We start from the raw sequence: 19621 nt of genomic DNA, 5'->3' as shown, positions 1-19621 counted from the left end.
GATCATTGTGGGTCTGTGAAATTGACCGGGTCGTGACAGCGTGAAACCAAAACAGAGCCGCCGCCAGGGCAGCGGGCCAACCATTGCCGATGTAGCCCGCGAGGCCGGCGTCTCGCCGATGACCGTTTCCCGGGTGATCAATGGCGAGGACAACGTGCGCGCGCGCACCCGCGAGACCGTCAATGCGGCGATCAAGTCCCTGGGCTATACCCCCAACAGTGCCGCGCGCAGTCTTGCGGGCGGCGCCCAGATCAAGATTGGTCTGTTGCACAGTCACCTCAACGCTTCCTACCTCAGCGCCTTTCTGATCGGCGCCCTGGAACAGTCCAGCCGCTACAATATTCAGCTGGTGGTTGAGCACTGTGATGTGGAGCTGAATGCGGAAGCCGTGGTGGCGCGGATGTTGAGCGGCGGTGTTGAGGCCGTGCTGCTGCCGCCGCCACTGTCGGATCTGCCGGCAGTACTGGAAGTGCTGGAGTCCAGTGAAACGCCGGCGGTGCTGATGGCCGCTGAGCAGCCCCGCAATAACATCTCGGTGGTCAAGATCGACGACTACCAGGCCGCCTACGAAATGACCCGGCATATTGCCTCCCTCGGTCACCGGCGTATCGGTTACATCACTGGTGACCGCGGCCAGCAGGTGAGCCAGCGCCGTCTGGAAGGCTATCGTCAGGCGCTGAAAGACTCTGGTTTGACGCCGGTGGACGAGCTGATTGAGGAGGGGATTTTTACCTACCGCTCCGGGCTTGCCGGTGCGGAAAAGCTGCTGAACCTGAAGCAGCCACCTACCGCGGTCTTTGCCAGTAACGACGAAATGGCCGCGGCCACCGTCTCCGTGGCCCAGCGCCGGGGCCTCGATGTGCCCAGGGATCTGACCGTTTGCGGGTTCGATGACACCGCGCTCGCTACGACCATCTGGCCGGAGCTGACCACCATCCATCAACCGGTTGTGGATATGTCCCGGGCGGCAGTGGACCTGCTGGTAAAGAAAGTCCGCGCGATGCGCGCCGGCGAGGCAGAAAATGGCCAGCAGGTGCAGCTGGATTTCACCCTGATCCGGCGCCGCTCCGACGCGCCGCCGAAAAGTTGATACTCCAGACACAAGGCAGAAAAAAGCCGGCGCAAGGCCGGCTTAAAGCAGAGATACGATGAGAGAGTTCGATCACCACGCGTTCAAACGATGTGATCAGGGGAACTGGTATCTTTGACGGAGGCCTGGCGCGGAAGTTCCGGGGGAGGCGCGAAAAAATCGTATTTTTTTACGTAATCCACTGCCATGGGTGTCATTCTGGCGCCTAAATCCTCATCTGTGGCGCATTTCTTCCCATTACCACCAGAGGGTGGTAGCTTTTCGTGTTTGTGGTGCATGAGTCACAGTTCGTCATTGGAACAACAGCACAAATTCACAAAATGCTCAGGCCAAATCGATGCGCGGGAAAACCCTGGCGCGGAAATCGCATCCAATAAGAACGCACACAAGAACATTTCAGGGGAGTGACAATGGCTGATCTGGTCATCCTGGCGGCACCGGGTATGGGCGCCGTGGACGAAGGCTTTGCCGAGCCACTGTTTCAGGCACTCAAAAGCGAACTGGGCGACGACTGGTCGCGCATCCACGCCGATACCGTCCTCTGCCAGGGGCACCTGCAGCCGAACCTCGAGCGGGTATTCGAAGCCATGCAGAAGCGCGATATGGACTACCTGCGCGCGCGCAAATTCATGCTCTACGGACTTGCCGAAGCCGCATCCCAGATGACGGATATCGACCAGCGCGGCGGCAACTACGACAAAACCCAGCAGGCCATCTACCAGACCTTCGAGCGCGCCGCCAAAGCCACCAGCGACACTGCCCCTGTCATCCTGCTTAGCCACTCCATTGGCTGCAGCATCCTGTCGAATTATCTCTGGGACGCCCAGCGCCCCACGATCAGCCACGGTATCTGGCGCGACGGCGGCCCCAAAGGTGTCCACAAGGGCTCCGCCAAGGACCTTTTCCAGCGCGGCAAGACCCTGGCCCACTGGTACACCCTCGGCGCCAGCAACCCCCTGTGGACCGCCGGCATGGCCCGCGACCAGATCCAGGCCGTTACCTCGGACACCCGCGGCTACAACTTCCGCTGGAAAAACTTCTACAACCCCGACGACCTCTTCGGCTGGCCTCTCAAGCCACTCAGCCCCTCCTACAACCAGGCCGTCTACCGCGATTACGAAACCCGTCCTCTCGCCGACTGGAGCGCCGCCAGCTGGGGGCCGCAACTGGTGTCTCACGATGGTTACTGGCAGAGCGAACTGGTGCAGAAGGCCCTGATCGAGGATGTGCGCGAGCTACTGAAAAAGTCGAATTCGCGCCGGCCGAGCCCACTGCAGAGGGCGACTGCGGCAGCTATTTAGTGTTCTGAAGCCACAATCGAAGGTGTTGGTACCGGGTGGGCCCTCGTGAGACCGTCTGCGGCCAGGACGGCCGCAGCCGAGCCCCCATGGATGGGTCTACGGCGTGTCTCACGAGGGCCCACCCGGTAGCTGCACCGCCACCCAACCAGCCACGAAGCACAAGAGCCACCTTAGCCGGATAAGAAAGTGAGCGTTATACTCGGCACCGAAGACTAAACAGGTACTCCCATGGCTCTGCAATTTCACTCGGTTCCCGTTACCCCATTCCAGCAAAACTGCACCCTGCTGTGGTGTGACGACAGCAAGCGCGCGGCCGTAGTGGACCCGGGTGGTGATGTGGACCGTATCCTCGCCGCCGTCGAAGAGCACGGCCTCAAGCTCGAGAAAATCCTCCTTACCCACGGCCATCTCGACCATGTGGGCGGCACGGCCCCCCTGGCCCGCGACCTCAAACTGCCGGTAGAGGGCCCACAGGAAGCCGACCAGTTCTGGATCGAAAAGATCGAAGTCCAGGCGCAGATGTACGGCCTCCCCCCGGTGGAAACCTTTACTCCCGATCGCTGGCTGCACGACGGCGACACCGTCACCGTTGGCGACGAAGTGCTCGAAGTCATTCACTGCCCCGGCCACACCCCCGGTCACGTCATCTTCTTCCATCGCCCCAGCAACCTCGCGCTGGTGGGGGACGTACTGTTCGCCGGATCCATCGGCCGTACCGATTTCCCCATGAGCAACCACCAGGACCTGCTCGACTCCATCACCAAAAAACTCTGGCCACTGGGGGATCAGGTAAAGTTCATTCCCGGCCACGGCCCCATGTCCACCTTCGGGCAGGAGCGCCAGACCAACCCGTTCGTGGCGGATAAGCGTTTTGGCTGATTCAGCACAGGTTCACGGGGAAGGGAATGTAATAACGGCGTGCAACCCGTGGATGACAAAATGAAACTCTGGAAACTGCTCACCCTTATATCGATTCCTGCAACCCTGGCCCTGTCCAGTGGCTGCGCAGTAATTTCCGAAAACGAATGCCAGGCGGGTCTCTGGTACGAGCGTGGCATCGAAGACGGTGCCCGTGGCCGCAGTCAGGCGACTGTCTACCAGATCGCCCAGAAATGTCACGAGTACGGCGTGCGTACCGACACCGGTGCCTGGCAGCGGGGTTACGAGGAAGGGGTGGAGCAGTATTGCACCCCGGAAAACGGTTTTGTTGTCGGCCGCCGTGGACGCGACTACGAAGGGGTCTGCACCGGCCCCACCGCGGACCTGTTTTTGGCCAACTATGAACGTGGACTGGCGGTCTATCAGGCCGAGCAGCAGTACGCGGCATTGGTAAGCCAGTACGAGGCGGCCGAGCGCGAGGTCTACCGCGTGGAGCGGGCTTTGGAAGAGGCAGAATCGAAAAAAGAGCGGAGAGCCCTGCGCAGCCAGCGCCGCAGCCTGTTGCGGGATATGCGCCAGCTGGAAGCTGAGATGATGGCCTTTGGCGGCTTTGGTACTTTCAATCCACAACTTTTCTACTGATATTCACAGGCGTTTATTCGTTGTGAATATGAGAAGGTGAATTATGGCAATCTGGCACGGTGAGCCGACAACAGATTTATTGAATCAGGGTGGGGCGAAGTGTATGCCTGGCCATCTGGGCATGGTGATTACCGAGGTCGGTGACGACTATCTGGTTGGTACCATGCCGGTGGATCAGCGCACGCGTCAGCCGTTTGGCATTCTGCACGGCGGCGCCAGTGTGGCACTGGCGGAGACCCTGGGCTCCATTGGTGCCAACCTGGTAGTGGATAACAGTAAATTTTATTGTGTAGGCCAGGAGATCAACGCCAACCACCTGCGACCGGTTGCTGAGGGTGTAGTTACCGCCAAGGCGAGCCCGGTACATATCGGGCGTAGTAGCCAGGTCTGGGAAATCCGGATCAGCGACCCGAACGGCAAGCTCAATTGTATTTCCCGTATCACCATGGCGGTGGTGCCGGTGCCTTCCAAATAATCTATTTTTTCAGGGTTTTGTGGCTGTTGTGAGTGGGGAGCTTTATACCTTCGAGGAGGTTGCCTATCGACTGTCTCGCTCTCCACGCCGCAAGCGGCTGGGGCTGGTAGTCACGGAAAAGGGCACGGAGGTGCGCATTCCCCAGCGCTGCGCGGAGCGTCACGGGCACCAGTTTCTGCGGGACAATATCCAGTGGGTCCGGGATCAGCTGCGTGGCGTCGCTGCGCGACAGTCACAGGTTCCGGAACATCATTTTGCGTTTGGGGCTTCTTTCCCCTGGCTGGGAAATTCCCTGGAGCTGGACCGCGCCGCCTGTGCTGCAGATGCAGGTATTCGCGACGGATATATTCAGCTGTACAGCCGTGTGCGTGAGCCGGACGATGCGCAGGTTCAGTCTGCGCTGCAAAAGCTCTATCAGCGGGAAGCGCTCTCGTTGTTAAGTGAAAAGTCCGCTTACTTCGCCGGGATTCTGGGGTTGGCATTTTCCTCGGTAAAAGTGCGACGCACCCGCAGCAAGTGGGGCCACTGCACCATCCGCGGTGAGCTGCAATACAACTGGCTGGTTTGCCTGGCCCCGGAGCCGGTAGTGGATTACCTGGTAATCCATGAGGTTTGTCATTTGCGCCACCACAATCACAGCCGGGAATTTTGGGCGCTGGTACAAAGCCTTTGTCCCGACTACAAACGGCTGCGCCGCTGGCTGAAAGAGAATGGCCACACTTTGCAACTCTAGCGCCCAGCGCAAGATTCTACTTATCCGCCCCAATCTGGCGTAAACTCCCCAGATCACTTTTAAGGCTAGCCGGTATGGAATTGGAACCACTCGGGGATGATTTTGAGGAAAACTGCGACCGATTTTTACCGGAAGCGGTAGAGCAGGGCTGTGTTTGGGCCCTGGAAGGAGAAGAGGGGTTCGCGCTGTGTGAGTCAGAGCGCCATGCTGACACCGATGTCATGCCCTTCTGGTCCCAGCGCGAGTTTGCGGAAGCGCACGTCGTAGATGGCTGGGCCGATTACCAGGTAGTCCCCGTCGACCTCGAAGAGTTTATGGACGATTGGCTTACCGGTATGCATGAAGACGTGCTGCTGGTCGGTATCAACTGGAACGCACAAATGGAAGGGGAAGAGATCGAGCCCCTGGATCTGCTGGAACAGCTTGAGCAGGAACTGCAGTAGGTCGATCAAAAAGCAAACAAGAATAAGCCGGTGACAATGCACTTCAAAATTGCCGAAGCGCAGGAAACAAATCTCCAACAGGAGGTCTGAGGTGAGTCAGTTCTTAGGGGTACGCAGTATTATCTACGGCGTAGGCAACCTGGAAGAAGCCAAAGCGTGGTATACCACGCTGCTGGAAATTGAACCTTACTTCGAGGCCGAGTGTTATGTCGGCTTCAATGTCGGCGGTTTCGAGCTGGGACTGGATCCGGATGCCCGGAATGTGACCAGCCGTGCCGATGGTGTTGTAGCCTACTGGGGCGTCGAGGATATCGCCGCCCAGGTAGAGCGGATGAACAGCCTCGGTGCACGCCAGCACGGCGAGATCGTCGATGTCGGGGAGGGGATACTGATGGCCAGTTTCCTCGATCCCTTCGGCAATGTCTTCGGGTTGATCGAAAACCCCCATTTCACACTGACCTGAACCCACCCGGACCGAGTTTATTGGACGCAGTATTGGAGCAGTAAAGTGAGCAAGCCCCCAGCCAACCGGTTTCGCCCCTCCGACCACAGCTTTGCCGCTGAGAGCCTGGCGCAGATTGGTCGCGGGTACGTGGTGCCGGACCGCGTGGCGCTGATTACGGGCTGCTCCAGCGGTATCGGCCGCGAACTGGCGCTGGCGCTGCACAGTCGCGGAACCATCGTCATTGCCACTGCCCGGCGCGCGGAAAGCCTGCTGGAACTGGCGGACGTGGGTATTGCCACCGAGGCCCTGGACGTCAACTCCCAGGCCGATATCAACCGCGTGGTTCATGCCATCAAGACCGCCTACGGTCGCCTGGACATCCTGGTCAACAATGCCGGCTACGGACAGATGGGGCCGCTGGTGGAACTGGATACCCGCGCCCTGGAAGCCCAGTTCCGCACGAACGTATTCGCTCCCATGGCGCTGGCGCGTGCCTGCGCGCCACTGCTCAAATCCCGTCGCCACGGTGTTATCTGCAACATCGGCTCGGTGTCCGGCGTCATGCCGACGCCATTTTCCGGCGCTTACTGTGCATCCAAGTCCGCTCTGCATACGCTTTCTGACGTGCTGCGTCTCGAGTTGAAGCCCTTTGGTATTCGTGTGGTTACCGTGCAGCCCGGGGCGATCGCCTCCGAGTTCGGGCGCCACGCGGAGTCCTCCCTGCGCGGCCTGCTGGCGCCGGACTCCTGGTACAAGCGCAGTGAGGATCATGTGCGCGCGAGGGCTGTTGAGTCTCAGCAAAATGCCACCCTGGCGCGTGACCTGGCCAAGCGGCTGGCGGCGGAGCTGTTGCGTAAACGCCCTGCAACCCTGCTGCGGATAGGCAACAAGAGCCGCCTGCTGCCCTGGGTGGCCCGCTGGTTGCCGCGCTGGCTGCGCGACAGGTTGTTGGCAAAACGCTTCGGCCTGAAAAGACTGCACCTGTCGAATCAGTAGTGCTTTTTCAGGTCCGGTAGCGGCATTGTCACCCTGCTATCCCGTCACAAATCCACTATGTTTGTGACTGACCCGATGATTCTCTTCGGGTGCTGCGTACCGGGAACCCCTTTCTTCCATGACCCTCGAACAGATCGCTATCCTGCTCATTCTTGCCGTGACCGTGGTCCTGTTTATCTGGGGGCCCTGGCGGCACGATATGGTCGCGCTGGCGTCCCTGCTGGCCTGTGTATTCACCGGTCTGATCGAGCCGGTGGATGCGTTCACCGGCTTTGGCCACCCGGCAGTGGTCACCGTGGCCTGCGTGCTGATATTGAGCCGCGGACTGCAGAACACCGGCGCCATGGATGCACTGGCGCAGAAGGTGGTGCCCAAGCGCGGCGGCATTACCCTCGCGATCGCTGCACTCACTGCGCTCGGCGCGGGCATGTCCGGGTTTATGAACAACGTGGGTGCCATGGCGCTATTGATGCCTGTGGCCACAGACCTCGCCGACCGCTATGAGCTGCCCCCAGGCAAGGTGCTGATGCCGCTCTCGTTCGGCACCATTCTCGGTGGCATGACGACCCTGATCGGCACCCCCCCCAACCTGATCGTGTCCGGTTTCCGCGCCAGTGCCGGTGCCGGCAGTTACGGCATGTTCGATTTTACGCCGGTGGGGGTGGTGGTCGCCCTGGTCGGGATCGTGTTTGTGTCCCTCATCGGCTGGCGACTGGTGCCGGCGCGCACACAGGCGGGTGCCGCCAGCTTTGATACCGGCACTTACCTTACCGAGGCGCTGGTCGGGGAAAAAAGTGCCGCGGTCGGCAAGTCCCTGGCCGAGCTGGTGAAAATGATCGGTGATGAAGACGCCCAGGTCATTGGCCTGGTACATAACAATGCCCGGGTTTCTACCGCGATGCCCGGATTGCGGGTGCGGACCGGGGATATTCTGGTGATCGAGTCCGAGCCGGAATCATTGTCCGCGGTGTTGTCGAATCTCGGGCTTACACTGGCGGCGGCCCCGGAGGCAGACGAAAAAGAAAAGGAAAAAGCCCCGGACAAAAAACAGCAAAAGGAGGACGGTGCTGAGGCGTCAGCTGACGACAAGGACGCCGGCCGGAACGGCGGCGAGTCAGAAGCTGTACAGGAACCAGGCAGTGCCGGAAACCGCTCTCAGGAAGAGGCGCTGATAAAGCAGGCGGCTGAGTTGGCGGGTGGACGCAAAGAAGCGGATGCCGGCGATATGGCGATTCCCCCGGAGCTCGTGCGTACGGAAGAGAGCGCCGGTTCACCCGAACCGGATACCGGGTCTGAGAATCTGGAGGCTGCCAGCTCAGGCAAGAAAGAACAGACGAAAGAAGAAAGTGACGAGCGTCAGGAGAAAGAAAAGCGCGCCCGCGCCCGCGAAGATCTGGTCCTGCGTGAGCTGGTCGTCATGCCGGATTCATTCCTGATCGGGCGCAGTGCGGAAAACCTGCGTCTCGCCGGGCGCTACGAAATCAACCTTCTGGCCCTGTCCCGAAAAGGGCGGCGGTCAGTAAAGCGCCTTAGATCCACCCCGCTGATGGCGGGCGACGCGCTGTTGATGATGGGGACCGAGGCGAATCTGCGGAATTTCGCCAATGAACAGCACTGCGTGCCATTGGCGCAGCGGGATATCTCCATTCCCAACAAGGAAAAGGCCTATGTGGCACTGGTAGCCATGGCACTGGCGGTGGCGGGAGCGGCATTTGGCCTGTTGCCGGCGGCGATTTCTTTTGCCACCTGTGCGCTGGCGTTTATGGCCTTGAAGGTGGTGCCGCTGCGCAACGTGTACGAAGCCATCGACGGCTCGGTGATCGTGCTCCTGGGCGCGTTGATTGCGGTAGCGGGGGTGATGGAATCCACCGGCGCCGCGGATGTGGTGGCCAAGTCAATGCTCGACAACATTGCCAGGGGGAACCCGGTAATCGCGCTGGTATTGATTCTGGTGGTGACGATGACACTGTCGGACTTCATGAATAACGCGGCCACCGCAGCGGTGATGTGCGCCATTGCACTGAGCGCCGCGGGGCAGCTTGACGTCAACCCGGACAGCTTTCTGATGGCGGTGGCCATCGGAGCTTCGTGCGCCTTCCTCACACCGGTAGGGCACCAGAACAATACATTGATCCTGGGGCCCGGGGGATTTAATTTCGGCGACTACTGGCCCATGGGCCTGCCGATGGAAGTGCTTGTGGTAGCAGTAGCGGTGCCGATGCTGCTGTGGGTATGGCCCCTGTGAGGGGGTCAGGCCACCGAATCATCCACCGGCCGAGTGAGATCGGCGAGAAATTCACCGCAAAAGCGCAGCGCATCGGTAACGGTAATGATGCCTGCCAGCTCTCCCTCCTTCATCACCAGAACAGAACCGATACCGGTATCCGCCATGGCCAGCAGGATCTTGTCCAGCGGATCGTGAATATCTGCGATATAGGGGCGCCGGGCACACAGGTCGCGCACGTAGAACTGTTGCTCCTCGAGCCGGTGCCCCGGTGACTGGGCGCGCTCGATGTCTCCTCGGGAGATGATGGTCTCCAGGTCGCCGTCCCGGGTAACCGGCAGGTGGTGTACCTGGTGCTCATCCATCAAGGCCTCGGCGTCCTCGATGGGTGCTTCGATATCGATATGGTAAGGAAATGGCGTCATCAGCGCCGCCAGAGTCGGCATATGATGAATATCCCGTATTTTCGACATGGTCTGAACTCCCCTGACTGGGTGCCTGATCCGGAATAAAGGACTCCGAATCATCAACAAGAATAGAACAATGAATGGAGCTGGCTCTCAAGGATAAAAAGATATCCGACCAGTTGGCGAATCAAAAATATCGCAGTATTATGCGCGGCATTCGCTGGTGGGACCCGCACTGGTCTGCTTTAATTCCCCCCGGTTCAGATTTAACCCGTTTATCCAGTTGAAATGTCGGCAAATGGCACCATTGTGTTGCGGGTGCCGTTTTACATTAAAGATACATCAAAGAAAGTAATCTGCCTGAATACAATTGGCGTATATCAAATTCGCCCTGTCTGTCGCATCGATATAGTCTATTTTTTATATCAATCGCTGTGTGTTTTACATACTGGTATAGAAAGTTCCGGAGTTTTATGTGGTTTTTCCATGATTTGGCGGTTTCATATATACCGTCGTTAAATTGTGGATATTGCCGGTTTGATTCGGGCTTGTCCTATAAACACCGGAATAGGCAGCTTTTTAATCCTGCGCCTAACCGCGGAGTTGGTCAGGTTACTGCGACGCGTTATCAATAAAGTTTTGAAGTGCCGGGGAATATTCACCGGCGCAATACGATCTATTCATTACAACAACCTTAATATATAGAGGCTCAATATATATGTTTCAGGAATACGACCAGATTGAACAGCAAATCGCTGAACACCAGGCCAAAATAGAAGAGCTGCAGGAGCAGATGGCGAAAGCTGAGCGCAAAAAACAGGGCGTGATCGCTTTCGACAAGGCGCTGGTCAACCTGGCCGCCGAATATGAAATGGAAGAGGAAGAGCTGTACGCCGCCCGTGGCGATCAAATAGTTGATTGGTTGGTTGGCCAGCTCGGCAATGAAGACGCGCCAGACTACGTGCGCAGCCTCAAAGCTCGTGTCGCTCGCGCGTTGAAGCGCGAGGGGGAATCCCCCCGTCGTACCACCCGTCGTGCCGCTTCCGCCAAGCCCGCAGAGCCCAAGCTGGAAACCGGTCACTATCGCAACCCGTACACCAACGCCACCATTGAGAAGAAAAAGCGCAATCCCAAGCAGCTGAATCAGTGGGTTGCCGAGCATGGTCTGGAAAAAGTGCAAAGCTGGAAAATCTGATTTTCCGATTGTTCGTTCCATCGGGGCAGTGAAGCCCTGACGACTACGCGCGAAGCCCCCGGCAGTCCCAGCTGCCGGGGGCTTTCTTTTGGGGGATTGCTCAATTCCCGCCAACGTGAACGGCGGTTGGCATAGGAATCGCTGTGTTGCCGCAAAACCCCGGCTATTTCACGTCAATCCGCAAAATCCCACGCAATTCCAAAACTCCGCTGGCGGTTTTCAACAATACTTTTCTGAAGCCGAAAATTCGTTGTTGTTTGTTGTTTGTTGTTTGTTGTTGTCGCCGTTCGATAAGGAGTACCCAGTGCCATTGAGGCTCGCGATACCGGGTGTCGTTTCCCTGCCCCTGTACTTGAGTACCGGGGTGGCGAAGTTTGTTTGCCTGCTCCTGTGCCTGTTCCTCGCGGCCTGTGACTTCAGCAGCGATTCCAGCTCGCGCGCCCTCGGCAGCGGTAGTAGCTCCGGAGGTTCCAGCAGCTCCAGCTCCAGTTCCAGTAGCAGCTCCGGTGGCGGCACCGGGGAAGAAAGCACCGGTATCTTCATGTCCGGGAATGTGGAAGGTCTGCGCTACCAGACACCGAGCTTCTCCGGACTTACTGACAGCAGTGGCACATTCCGCTACCGCGATGGGGAAACCGTGGAATTCACTCTCGGCGGTATTACGTTGGGCTCTGCCCGCGGTGCCGAGGAGTTGACGCCGTTCGACCTTGTGGGTTCCACACCCTATGCGGAAGAGGCCGAGTTGCGCGCTGCACTGGAGAATCACCAGCGAGTGGATGCGCTGGACCTGGTTTCCAACATAATGCGGTTGTTGCTGATTCTCGACCGGGACCAGGACCCGGAAAATGGCATCGACCTGACCGGCTGGGACGCGGAACTGACCGACTACCACGTCGATTTTTATTACGACCTCTATGCGTTTCCATTCCGGCGTGGGCCAGACTCCCTGCCCGCGATAAAGACCGCCTTTTCCATCAAGTATCAGCTGCCACTGGATGCGCCGCTTTTGTACCTCTACGATGCCCTGGCGATTATGGTTCCAGTGCATTTACCGATACGTGAAACGCGCGACATCAATGATGACGAGGATATCGAGCAGGAGGTGCGCTGGGATTACAACGAACTGGGACTGCCGCTGGAACTATTTTTTACCGTGCTCCCGGAAACGGCCAGCAGCTGGCGTGAACGGCTGCGCTATGACTACGATAGCCTTGGGCGCCGTGTGTTTTTATTGCGGGAAACCGACAGGAATGAAAATGGCACCGTAGACTTTTTCTATCGCTCGGAGCGCTTCTACAGCCGCAGTGGCTTTCTGGTGGAAGTCATTGAGGAAGACGGTCAGCTGGAGGTTGCAGCGCGAAGGGTGTACCGGTTCGAATACGACGACGGTGGCAACAACCGCTTTTTTACCTTCGAGCAGGATAACAATGCCGATGGCCTGCTGGAGTCACTCTACCGGGTGGAGAGCGTGTTTACTGACCTCGGTTTACTGGATTGGCGCCAGCAGGAATTGGATCTGAGCGCTGACGGTATCATCGAGGAGCGCCGGCGCTTCGAGTTCCGCTACAGTCGCGACGGCCTGTTGCTGGAGCTGGTGGACACACTGGACGACGGTGCGCTTGCCGCCGTCGATGGTGTGATCGATGTGCGCACGGAGGTTGTCTACCGGTACAGTAGCGGCGAGCGACTACTGCGTACAACCCAGCGAATCGATGAAAATGACGACGGTATCGTCGATCGGGAAAACATTTTCGAATATGTCTACCTGAGCAATGGCCAGTTGCGGGAGCAGACCTGGGCGTTCGACCTGAATGCCGATGGCGCGGTGGATTCCCGCCGAACCTTCGCCTATCGCTATACCAGCGACGGAGACCTGTTCCGCGAAGAGATGACCCTGGACAGCAATGCGGACGGTACGTTCGATGCACGGACCGTCAGCGAGTACCGCTACAACAGCCGTGGACAGTTACGAGAAACGGAAATCTCCAGCTACAACGGCAGTGACGACCTGCAAGGCCGCCTGCTCATAACCCGCACCTACGGGGCTGACGGCCAACTGTTAAGCTGGTTCCGCGAGGGGGAGGGCGTAACCGGAACCACCAATACACCGATCCGAATACGCTGGCGTTACCTGGAGTTCGACGATGGTCTGCGCTATCTGATCGATCACTACGCTTATCGTCAGCCTGCCTACACGGAAATTGGTACCACCGACCTCAATTATCCCTGTGCAAACTATCGCTTTGCGCAAGAGGGGACTGTGTGTGCAATCACCTGGCCGATGCGCTGGAAACTCTTCTGGGACGAAACGTGGAAAGCGCCCGGGGTTAACATTGGTGGGCCGGTCGTGGTGCGGCCCTGAACGCGAACGTTAAAAGCGAAAGCGGATGTCCGCGTAAACACTGCGGGGCTCGCCGATAAAATACCGATCCCCACCGCCGAGGCTCGAGAAATCGGCGCGCTCGGCATAGTCCGTATTGGCCAGGTTCTCGATACGCAGTCCCACCGTGGTCGCAGGGCCCAGTGCCTGTTGCAGTCGCAAGTGTAAAAGCGCATGCCCGCCGTAGCGGTGGGCGTTTTCGATATCGGTATAGTAGCTACCGGTATATTGCCATTGCAGGCTGGCCCGGGATCCCTCGCGCGGTTGCCAGGTCAGGTTCAGGGTGTGCAGATGCCTCGGCGCGGTATCGATGTCATTGCCGTTACTCACGATTATCTCCGAGCCGGGCGCGCTGACGTTATTGGTGTACTGGTGGCGGGCAATCGTGCCGGCAAGCTGCAGGCGCCAATGATCAGCCGGCGTCCAGTCAATATCGTATTCCAGTCCGTAGTGGCGACTCTCACCGTCGCTGAGATTGAGACGGTCGGAGGACTGGAATACAACGTCTGCTTTCTCCATATAGAATCCGGTCACGCCGAGGAGCAGCCGTTCGTCACTGTGGCGCAGACTGAATTCGATACTGTCCACGGATTCCGAATCCAGGTCGGCCTGCATCTGGCCATTCTGCAGTCGGTAGAGCTCGCTGGCTTGTGGTGCGCGAAACCCATGGGCCAGGCGCAGCGTTCCAGTGACACGATCTGAAAATGTGTGGATAGCACTGCCGTTGATGGAGAAGTTTTCATAATGGTCACGGCGGTCCGCGGGACGTGTGTAGCGACAACCAATAGCGCCAGTGAAACCACTGACACAGATCTCTCCTGTTGCGGTCGTGTCGCCAGCGATCATGCGGTTATCGTAATCGTAGCGCAGGTGTTCAATACGCCCACCCAGCGTGAGTGTTGTGGCCGCGCGCATCGTTTTTTCTATCTGGGTAAATCCCGCGGCGAGGGCCGCATTTACCTGATAGTCATAGTGCTTGCCTGCGGGAAATACAGAAAAGCCGCCGTCCTGGGTCTGCTTCAGCCAGGCATCGGTATATTCGAGATCGATACCGCTGATCATATTCAGGTCTTCGGCGAGGGGATACCGGTAGGCCGTTTGAATCCCCACACCCCGCTGACCATTTTCTTCCAGGGGTGTCCCGGGCAGGAAGTGCATCAGAAAATCCATTTCGGTATGGCGCAGGTAAGGTGTGATCTGCAGACTGCCGCCACGCGAAAGCTGCTTTTCCATTCGCACCTGCACCCGTGCCGAGCGGCTGTCACGGAAGGCTTCCGGGTTGGGGTTCTCGCGCTTGCGCGCGTCATCTTTGTACGCATCCAACCCGGTGACGTAGCCGGCGGTTTCCTGATTCAGGTTGGCGAGGCTGAGCAGAGACTGGTAGGACCAGTCCGCCAGCTGACCATCACCGCGCAACTGCAGCTTTTGCTGGTCAAAGCCTGAGTTATCCTTGTAGCCGCCGTCGCGCGCACCACTGAAGCCGATACGGAAACCGCCCTGGTTATCTCCGCGGCTGTAACCCAGTTTTACGCGCTGATACTGATTGGCGCCGCCCTCGATCAGTGCCGTGGTTTCAACACCGTCCACCGGGTCTGCGCTCAACACATTGATGACACCGTGCTGGGCGTCCGAGCCATACAACACCGTACCCGGCCCGCGCAGTACCTCGATGCGCCCGGCCTGTTCGAAATTTGTGTCGAACAGCTGGTTGACGTTGCAAAAGCCGGTACCGCGCACCGGTACCCCGTCCTGGGCAATCGCGAAAGCACCACAGCTGCCGGCGCCGGTGAGTACCGGCGAGCGGATGGCAATCAGGCTCTCCTGGCCGTTGCCGCGACTGATCAGTGTGCCCGGTACCGCAGCCAGTGCCTGGCTTGGGTGGACCGCATTGGCCATTTGCAATGCCGCCGCGTCCACGACCGAGAGCGCCTCTGCCTGTTCATTCAGTTGGCGTTCGTCCCGGGTTGCGGTGACGGTAACCTGTTCGAGGTTGTGCCCGGACTTGGTGGGGAGGTGCTGGGTTGTCGTCGCAAGCGAGCTCAGATAAACGGCGAACAGCGTGGGTATCGTCATTGTGGAGGCAATCAGGTTCTGGTCAGCAGCGGAAAAGCGTTTAGAGAAGGGGCCGGTACCCACTATGGTACCGGCCGGGCTGTCCGGGCAACAGCCTTTGGTCTGGGTCGCTCAGTGCATTTTCAGTCGCGGCTTAACAAAACGGTTGGCCTGACCGATCAGGTACAGCAGCATGGCCTTGGGCCAGCCGTGCAGTGCTGCCAGATGCATCCGGTAGAGCGAGCGATAGGCGAGTCCGGCGAGGCGGCCCTCGATGGTGAAGCTACCCTTGACCAGTCCACCCATCAGGCTGCCCACGGCATCAAACTTGGACAGGGAGACCAGTGAACCGCGGTCCTTGTAGGTAAACGCTTGCAAGTCAGCGTCCGGGTTTTCCACCAGCGCGATCAGATTGTCGCGTGCGGTTTTGGCCATTTGCTGCGCGGACTGGGCCCGCGGCGGTACCTTGTGGTCGGCGGCGTCGATACAGCCGGCGCAGTCGCCAAGGGCAAAAATCGCCGGGTCGGTTTTGCTGCGCAGGGAAGGCTCGACTTCGATCTGGTTCTGGCGGTTCAGCGTGAGCCCGTCCATCTGCTGCAGAAAGTCCGGTGCCTTGACGCCTGCAGCCCATACACGGATGGCCGCTGGAATCTCCTCATCTTCCTTGGTCACGAAACCGGTCGCGGTTGCTTCCGCGACCTGGGTGCCGGTAAGCACGCGCACGCCGAGATTGGTGAGCTCTTTTTCCGAGCTGTTGCCCAGACGCGGAGGCAGTGCCGGCAGGAGGTGAGGGCCGGCCTCGATGAGGGTTACCTTGAGGTCGCCGTTTTTGATACGGCCGTAGTGACCCATCTCATGCACGGCATCCACCAGCTCCGCCGCCAGTTCCACACCGGTGGCACCGCCGCCGACAATCGCAATCTCCACCTTGTCGGCCACACGACTTTCCAGTTGCAGGAACTGGTCGAGTAAGCGGGTGTGAAATTTTTGTGCCTGTTCGGCGCTGTCCAGGAACTGGCAGTTGTCCCGCACACCGGGCGTATTGAAGTCATTACTCTGGCTGCCGAGCGCAAACACCAGGTAGTCATACTCGAGTTTGCGTGGAGGTACCAGCGGATTGCCATCCCCATCGCAGACTTCCGCGAGCTCGATGGTTTTTTTCTCCCGGTCCAGTCCCTGCAGGCTCCCCAATTCAAACTGAAAACCGTTGGCGCGGGCGTGCACCTGGTAGTTGAGAGCGTCCAGACTGGAGTCGAGTGCACCGGTGGCTACCTGGTGTAACAGGGGTTTCCAGATATGGGTGCGATTCTTGTCGACCAGGGTAACTTCCGCGGCGGGAGACTTGTTGCGGCGGTGGAAGTGGTTGAAGGAGAAGTGGCGGCCGAGGCTGGTGGCCAGCTGCAGTCCGCCGGCGCCGCCGCCGACAATGACTATTTTCTTCATGACAGAGATTTCCTGTAGAGCTAAAAAAATCGTGCTCTTCGCGCGCCCGTATTTGTCCTGACGTCAGTGGTCGGACCAATAGGTGTCGAAAAAAATTTGTAATCGGGCGGCGGTCTCTGTGAGGACCTGGATGGAAGGCTGCATTGCCCTTCCTTTGATTCTATGGGGGGCAATACTAACGCACTCAGCCTGATTGGCAACGGCGAGTTGGTTTCACCGGTAAGGGTTTTTATGTCGCAAGAACATTCCGGTGGTCAGGAAATCATTTCCGTATGACGCTGGGCCAGTTTCTTCCAGTCCCCACCTCGTGCGAGGTGCACCGGTTGTGGGGCGTAAAGCAGTTGCTCACGCGGGGCGGGAAGCTCGTCGACAAACCCGATGATCGCGGCATGACGACAACCGGCCGCCTGCAGTGCGGCAAGGCAGCCTTCCGCGTACTCGGCAGGGACTGATGCCAGCAGCCCGCCACAGGTCTGGGGGTCGACGAGTAGGGGGAGTAGTGGCTCCGCCCGCCAGGCTGTCGGGTTTTGCAGGGCGGCATAAGCACGGGCGTTGTGTTGATGCTGGCTGGAGAGCAGGCCATGCTCGGCACAATAGGTGGCGCCGGCCAGCAGGGGCAATGCATCCGCAAACAGGCGGGCCCCCAACGGCAGCTGATACTGCCCGTCACCGGACTCTGCGCGGACAGGTAGCTTCGCATGGTCGCCCTGCCACTGGAGCATGTCCAGTAGTTGGCCCAGCAGCCCCGTACCCTTGATGTCGCTCACCGCGTGGGCATGGTTACCCGCGAAGATTTCCGCCGCCGTGGCATTGCTGTGTAACATCACTTCCAGTGCCTGCTGCAGCCAGCGACCGCGGGCCTTGCCCTGCAACTCGGCCGCGAACAGGGTGCCAATACCAAGCGGCTTGGTGGTAATCAGGCAATCGCCCGCGCGCAGGTTGAACGGGCTCTGCAACTGCTGTGCTTCCGCCACGCCATCCAGCGTCAGGCCGAGTTGCAACTCGCTACCCTCGGAAGTGGTACCGCCGCTCAGTGCGCAGTTGTGTTGATTGAGCTCGCGCGCGGCGCCGTCCAGCAGCTGTTGCAGGTCTCGCGCGGTAATCTCCGGGGCCGCGGGCGGCAGGGTGACCAGCGCCTGCGCGGTGACCGGCTGTGCGTGCCGGGCAAACAAATGTGAGAGGCAGTGTAGCGCCGTCAGGCGGCCGAAAAGCCAGGGGTCCGCGACCGGGGCCCGCAACTGCGCAGCGCTCTGTACCAGCAATTTTCCGGTGGGGAGCTTGATCACGGCGGCGTCGTCTACACGGGCGCGAGTGATGGTCGCGGGCTGCGGCTGTGGCAGGGTTGCGAGCGTGCGGTTCAGCAGTTCGTTCCCAACCACTGCGCCGGGCCCATGATTGCGCAGGCCCGCCACAGACATGTTGTTGCGCTGATCCAGCCCGTGGGGCTCGGGTTTCAACAGGCTGCGTAAAAAAGAATACGGTGGTTTTCTTGCGGGTACCGGCAAGTTATCGAAGCGCTGCATAAAGCCGCGATCACAGTGATCCTTCCAGTGCCATAAGGCTTCCCCCACAGCGGAAAAACCGCCGCGGGTGAGCATGGCTCTCTGGCTGCCGCATGAAAACAGGCTGAAAGTTTTCGTTTGCGCGTGGTACGGCTTGAGTGGTTGCTCGAGAAGCGTGGCGCGGAGGTTGTGAAACAGTATTGGCCCCTGATCCAGCGCATTTCTGGCCGCCTTCGCGGTATTGGTATGGGCCGGGCTGGCGACATCACCGGCGGCAAACACCGAAGGGTGCTGTTCTGCGCGCAGGTATTCGTCCACCTGCAAAAAACCCTGCCCGTCCAGGGCAAGGCCGGATTGTGCCAGCCAGGGTGGTGCGCCGGCTTCGGTACATAGCAACACCTTATCCAGGGAGAGGAACTGCCCCTCATCGCTGTACACTCCCCGCTGGGTAATCTCTGCAACCCGCCAGTTTCGGTGCACCTGTACTTTCAGGCGGCCGAGTTCCCTTGCTACCATTCTGCGCACCAGCAGCGGGAAGTCCGGGGGAACTTTGTTGCCCGCCTGAAGCAGGTGAATCTCCACCCGCCCACTGTAGACCGGCTCTTCCAGTGCCCAGGACATGGCCATAGCAAGTTCGCAGCCGCCCAGGCCTCCGCCCACGACGCCCAGGCGCAGGGGCTGGTGATTGGAGTGCACCTGTTGCGTGAGTTGTTGCCAGTAGCGGTGGAAATGGCCGACGGGCTTAACCGGAATGGCAAGTTCCGATCCGGGGATATCCCGGCATGGGGTTGCCCCGACATCCAGGGAAATCAGGTCGTATTCCAGGTCGGGGCGTCCAAGCAGTGAAACCCTTTTCTCCACCGGGTCTATATGGTGTGCACACGCCTGAATAAACCGCGCGCCGGATGCGCGGCAGAGCCTCGGCAGGTCGATATGGATATCGCTGAAGCCATAGTGGCCGGCGATCATGCCCGGCAACATGCCCGCGTAAGCACTTAGCACCTGTGGCGATACCAGGGTAAGGCGCACGCCGGGGAGAGGACTTCTTGCCCACAACTGCAAAAAGACCGCATGGCTGTGACCGCCGCCAACCAGCACGATGTCCTGATAATGGGGAGGTTTCCCCATGGTTTGCTTACCTGACTCTTTCACCGAGACCTGCCCTGATTCTCTGCTGCGAATTTGCGGGGTAATGTCTGTGACCTTCACCAGATCCGGTTTACGCCACGGGCGCGAATCCTCACCGGAATTAACCCTGCAACTCCGTACCAATTTGGTTGAAATATAAACAGTGTAACGGTGCCGTGCGGTTTAGCACGGACTGAAGGCGCAGGTTTGATGCATGTGGCGCCGAAATATGTGGAAGTAGTCGGCTCGGGGAATCTACCGGCAATAAAAAGTGCTGTTTGCGAAG

Annotated in this window: 17 protein-coding genes; 13 read left to right on the top strand and 4 right to left on the bottom strand. The window is 59.2% G+C overall.

Annotation, left to right across the window (positions count from 1 at the left end; translation table 11 throughout):
* Positions 1-40 precede the first annotated feature (40 nt).
* From GTQ55_RS15210 to GTQ55_RS18000, 10 genes are all read left to right on the top strand, one after another.
* Positions 41-1090 (top strand): LacI family DNA-binding transcriptional regulator, encoded by a 1050-nt coding sequence (locus GTQ55_RS15210; protein WP_161859494.1) that lies wholly within the window; start codon positions 41-43, stop codon positions 1088-1090.
* 410 nt (positions 1091-1500) lie between these two features.
* Positions 1501-2391 carry a hypothetical protein gene (locus GTQ55_RS15205; RefSeq protein WP_161859493.1) on the top strand — a complete coding sequence of 297 codons (891 nt, stop codon included), beginning with the start codon at positions 1501-1503 and terminating at the stop codon, positions 2389-2391.
* 228 nt (positions 2392-2619) lie between these two features.
* Complete coding sequence (locus GTQ55_RS15200; protein ID WP_161859492.1) at positions 2620-3270, top strand: MBL fold metallo-hydrolase; 651 nt, start codon at positions 2620-2622, stop codon at positions 3268-3270.
* A 60-nt stretch (positions 3271-3330) separates the two neighbouring features.
* Positions 3331-3912, top strand: coding sequence for a DUF2799 domain-containing protein (locus tag GTQ55_RS15195; protein ID WP_221296311.1), 582 nt, complete (start codon positions 3331-3333; stop codon positions 3910-3912).
* 43 nt (positions 3913-3955) lie between these two features.
* Positions 3956-4387, top strand: coding sequence for a hotdog fold thioesterase (locus tag GTQ55_RS15190; RefSeq protein ID WP_161859490.1), 432 nt, complete (start codon positions 3956-3958; stop codon positions 4385-4387).
* A gap of 28 nt (positions 4388-4415) precedes the next feature.
* Positions 4416-5120, top strand: a complete 705-nt coding sequence (locus GTQ55_RS15185; RefSeq protein WP_161859489.1) for a M48 family metallopeptidase — start codon at positions 4416-4418, stop codon at positions 5118-5120.
* A 74-nt stretch (positions 5121-5194) separates the two neighbouring features.
* Positions 5195-5563 (top strand): DUF2750 domain-containing protein, encoded by a 369-nt coding sequence (locus GTQ55_RS15180; RefSeq protein ID WP_161859488.1) that lies wholly within the window; start codon positions 5195-5197, stop codon positions 5561-5563.
* A 91-nt stretch (positions 5564-5654) separates the two neighbouring features.
* A complete protein-coding gene (locus GTQ55_RS15175) occupies positions 5655-6026 on the top strand; it encodes a VOC family protein (protein WP_161859487.1) in 372 nt (123 codons plus the stop codon).
* A gap of 45 nt (positions 6027-6071) precedes the next feature.
* A complete protein-coding gene (locus GTQ55_RS15170) occupies positions 6072-7004 on the top strand; it encodes an SDR family oxidoreductase (RefSeq protein WP_161859486.1) in 933 nt (310 codons plus the stop codon).
* A 118-nt stretch (positions 7005-7122) separates the two neighbouring features.
* Positions 7123-9249 (top strand): SLC13 family permease, encoded by a 2127-nt coding sequence (locus GTQ55_RS18000; protein ID WP_161859485.1) that lies wholly within the window; start codon positions 7123-7125, stop codon positions 9247-9249.
* Positions 9250-9254: 5 nt separating this feature from the next.
* Here GTQ55_RS18000 and GTQ55_RS15160 read toward each other — a convergent pair whose 3' ends face one another.
* Positions 9255-9701, bottom strand: coding sequence for a CBS domain-containing protein (locus GTQ55_RS15160; protein WP_237567706.1), 447 nt, complete (start codon positions 9699-9701; stop codon positions 9255-9257).
* A gap of 74 nt (positions 9702-9775) precedes the next feature.
* Here GTQ55_RS15160 and GTQ55_RS15155 point away from each other — a divergent pair, with 74 nt between their 5' ends.
* The 3 genes from GTQ55_RS15155 to GTQ55_RS15145 all read left to right on the top strand — a co-directional run bounded on the left by GTQ55_RS15155 (position 9776) and on the right by GTQ55_RS15145 (position 13192).
* Positions 9776-9922 (top strand): hypothetical protein, encoded by a 147-nt coding sequence (locus GTQ55_RS15155; RefSeq protein WP_161859484.1) that lies wholly within the window; start codon positions 9776-9778, stop codon positions 9920-9922.
* Between the two features lie 431 nt (positions 9923-10353).
* A complete protein-coding gene (locus GTQ55_RS15150; protein ID WP_161859483.1) occupies positions 10354-10830 on the top strand; it encodes an ABC transporter C-terminal domain-containing protein in 477 nt (158 codons plus the stop codon).
* 304 nt (positions 10831-11134) lie between these two features.
* Entirely contained in the window at positions 11135-13192 is a 2058-nt protein-coding gene (locus GTQ55_RS15145; protein ID WP_161859482.1) for a hypothetical protein, read from the top strand.
* Between the two features lie 9 nt (positions 13193-13201).
* Here GTQ55_RS15145 and GTQ55_RS15140 read toward each other — a convergent pair whose 3' ends face one another.
* The 3 genes from GTQ55_RS15140 to selD form a co-directional block, all read right to left on the bottom strand.
* The gene (locus GTQ55_RS15140) at positions 13202-15283 is read right to left on the bottom strand and encodes a TonB-dependent receptor (protein WP_161860202.1); all 2082 of its coding nucleotides are present in this window, start codon (positions 15281-15283) and stop codon (positions 13202-13204) included.
* Positions 15284-15394: 111 nt separating this feature from the next.
* On the bottom strand, positions 15395-16705 hold the full coding sequence (locus GTQ55_RS15135; protein ID WP_161859481.1) for an NAD(P)/FAD-dependent oxidoreductase: 1311 nt from the start codon (positions 16703-16705) through the stop codon (positions 15395-15397).
* 254 nt (positions 16706-16959) lie between these two features.
* The gene (selD, locus tag GTQ55_RS15130) at positions 16960-19335 is read right to left on the bottom strand and encodes a selenide, water dikinase SelD (protein WP_161859480.1); all 2376 of its coding nucleotides are present in this window, start codon (positions 19333-19335) and stop codon (positions 16960-16962) included.
* Between the last annotated feature and the right edge of the window lie 286 nt (positions 19336-19621).

It is taken from the genome of Microbulbifer hydrolyticus (assembly GCF_009931115.1).
In the GTDB taxonomy this organism is placed as follows: Bacteria; Pseudomonadota; Gammaproteobacteria; order Pseudomonadales; family Cellvibrionaceae; genus Microbulbifer; species Microbulbifer hydrolyticus.
This window is presented reverse-complemented; position numbering and strand designations above follow the sequence as displayed.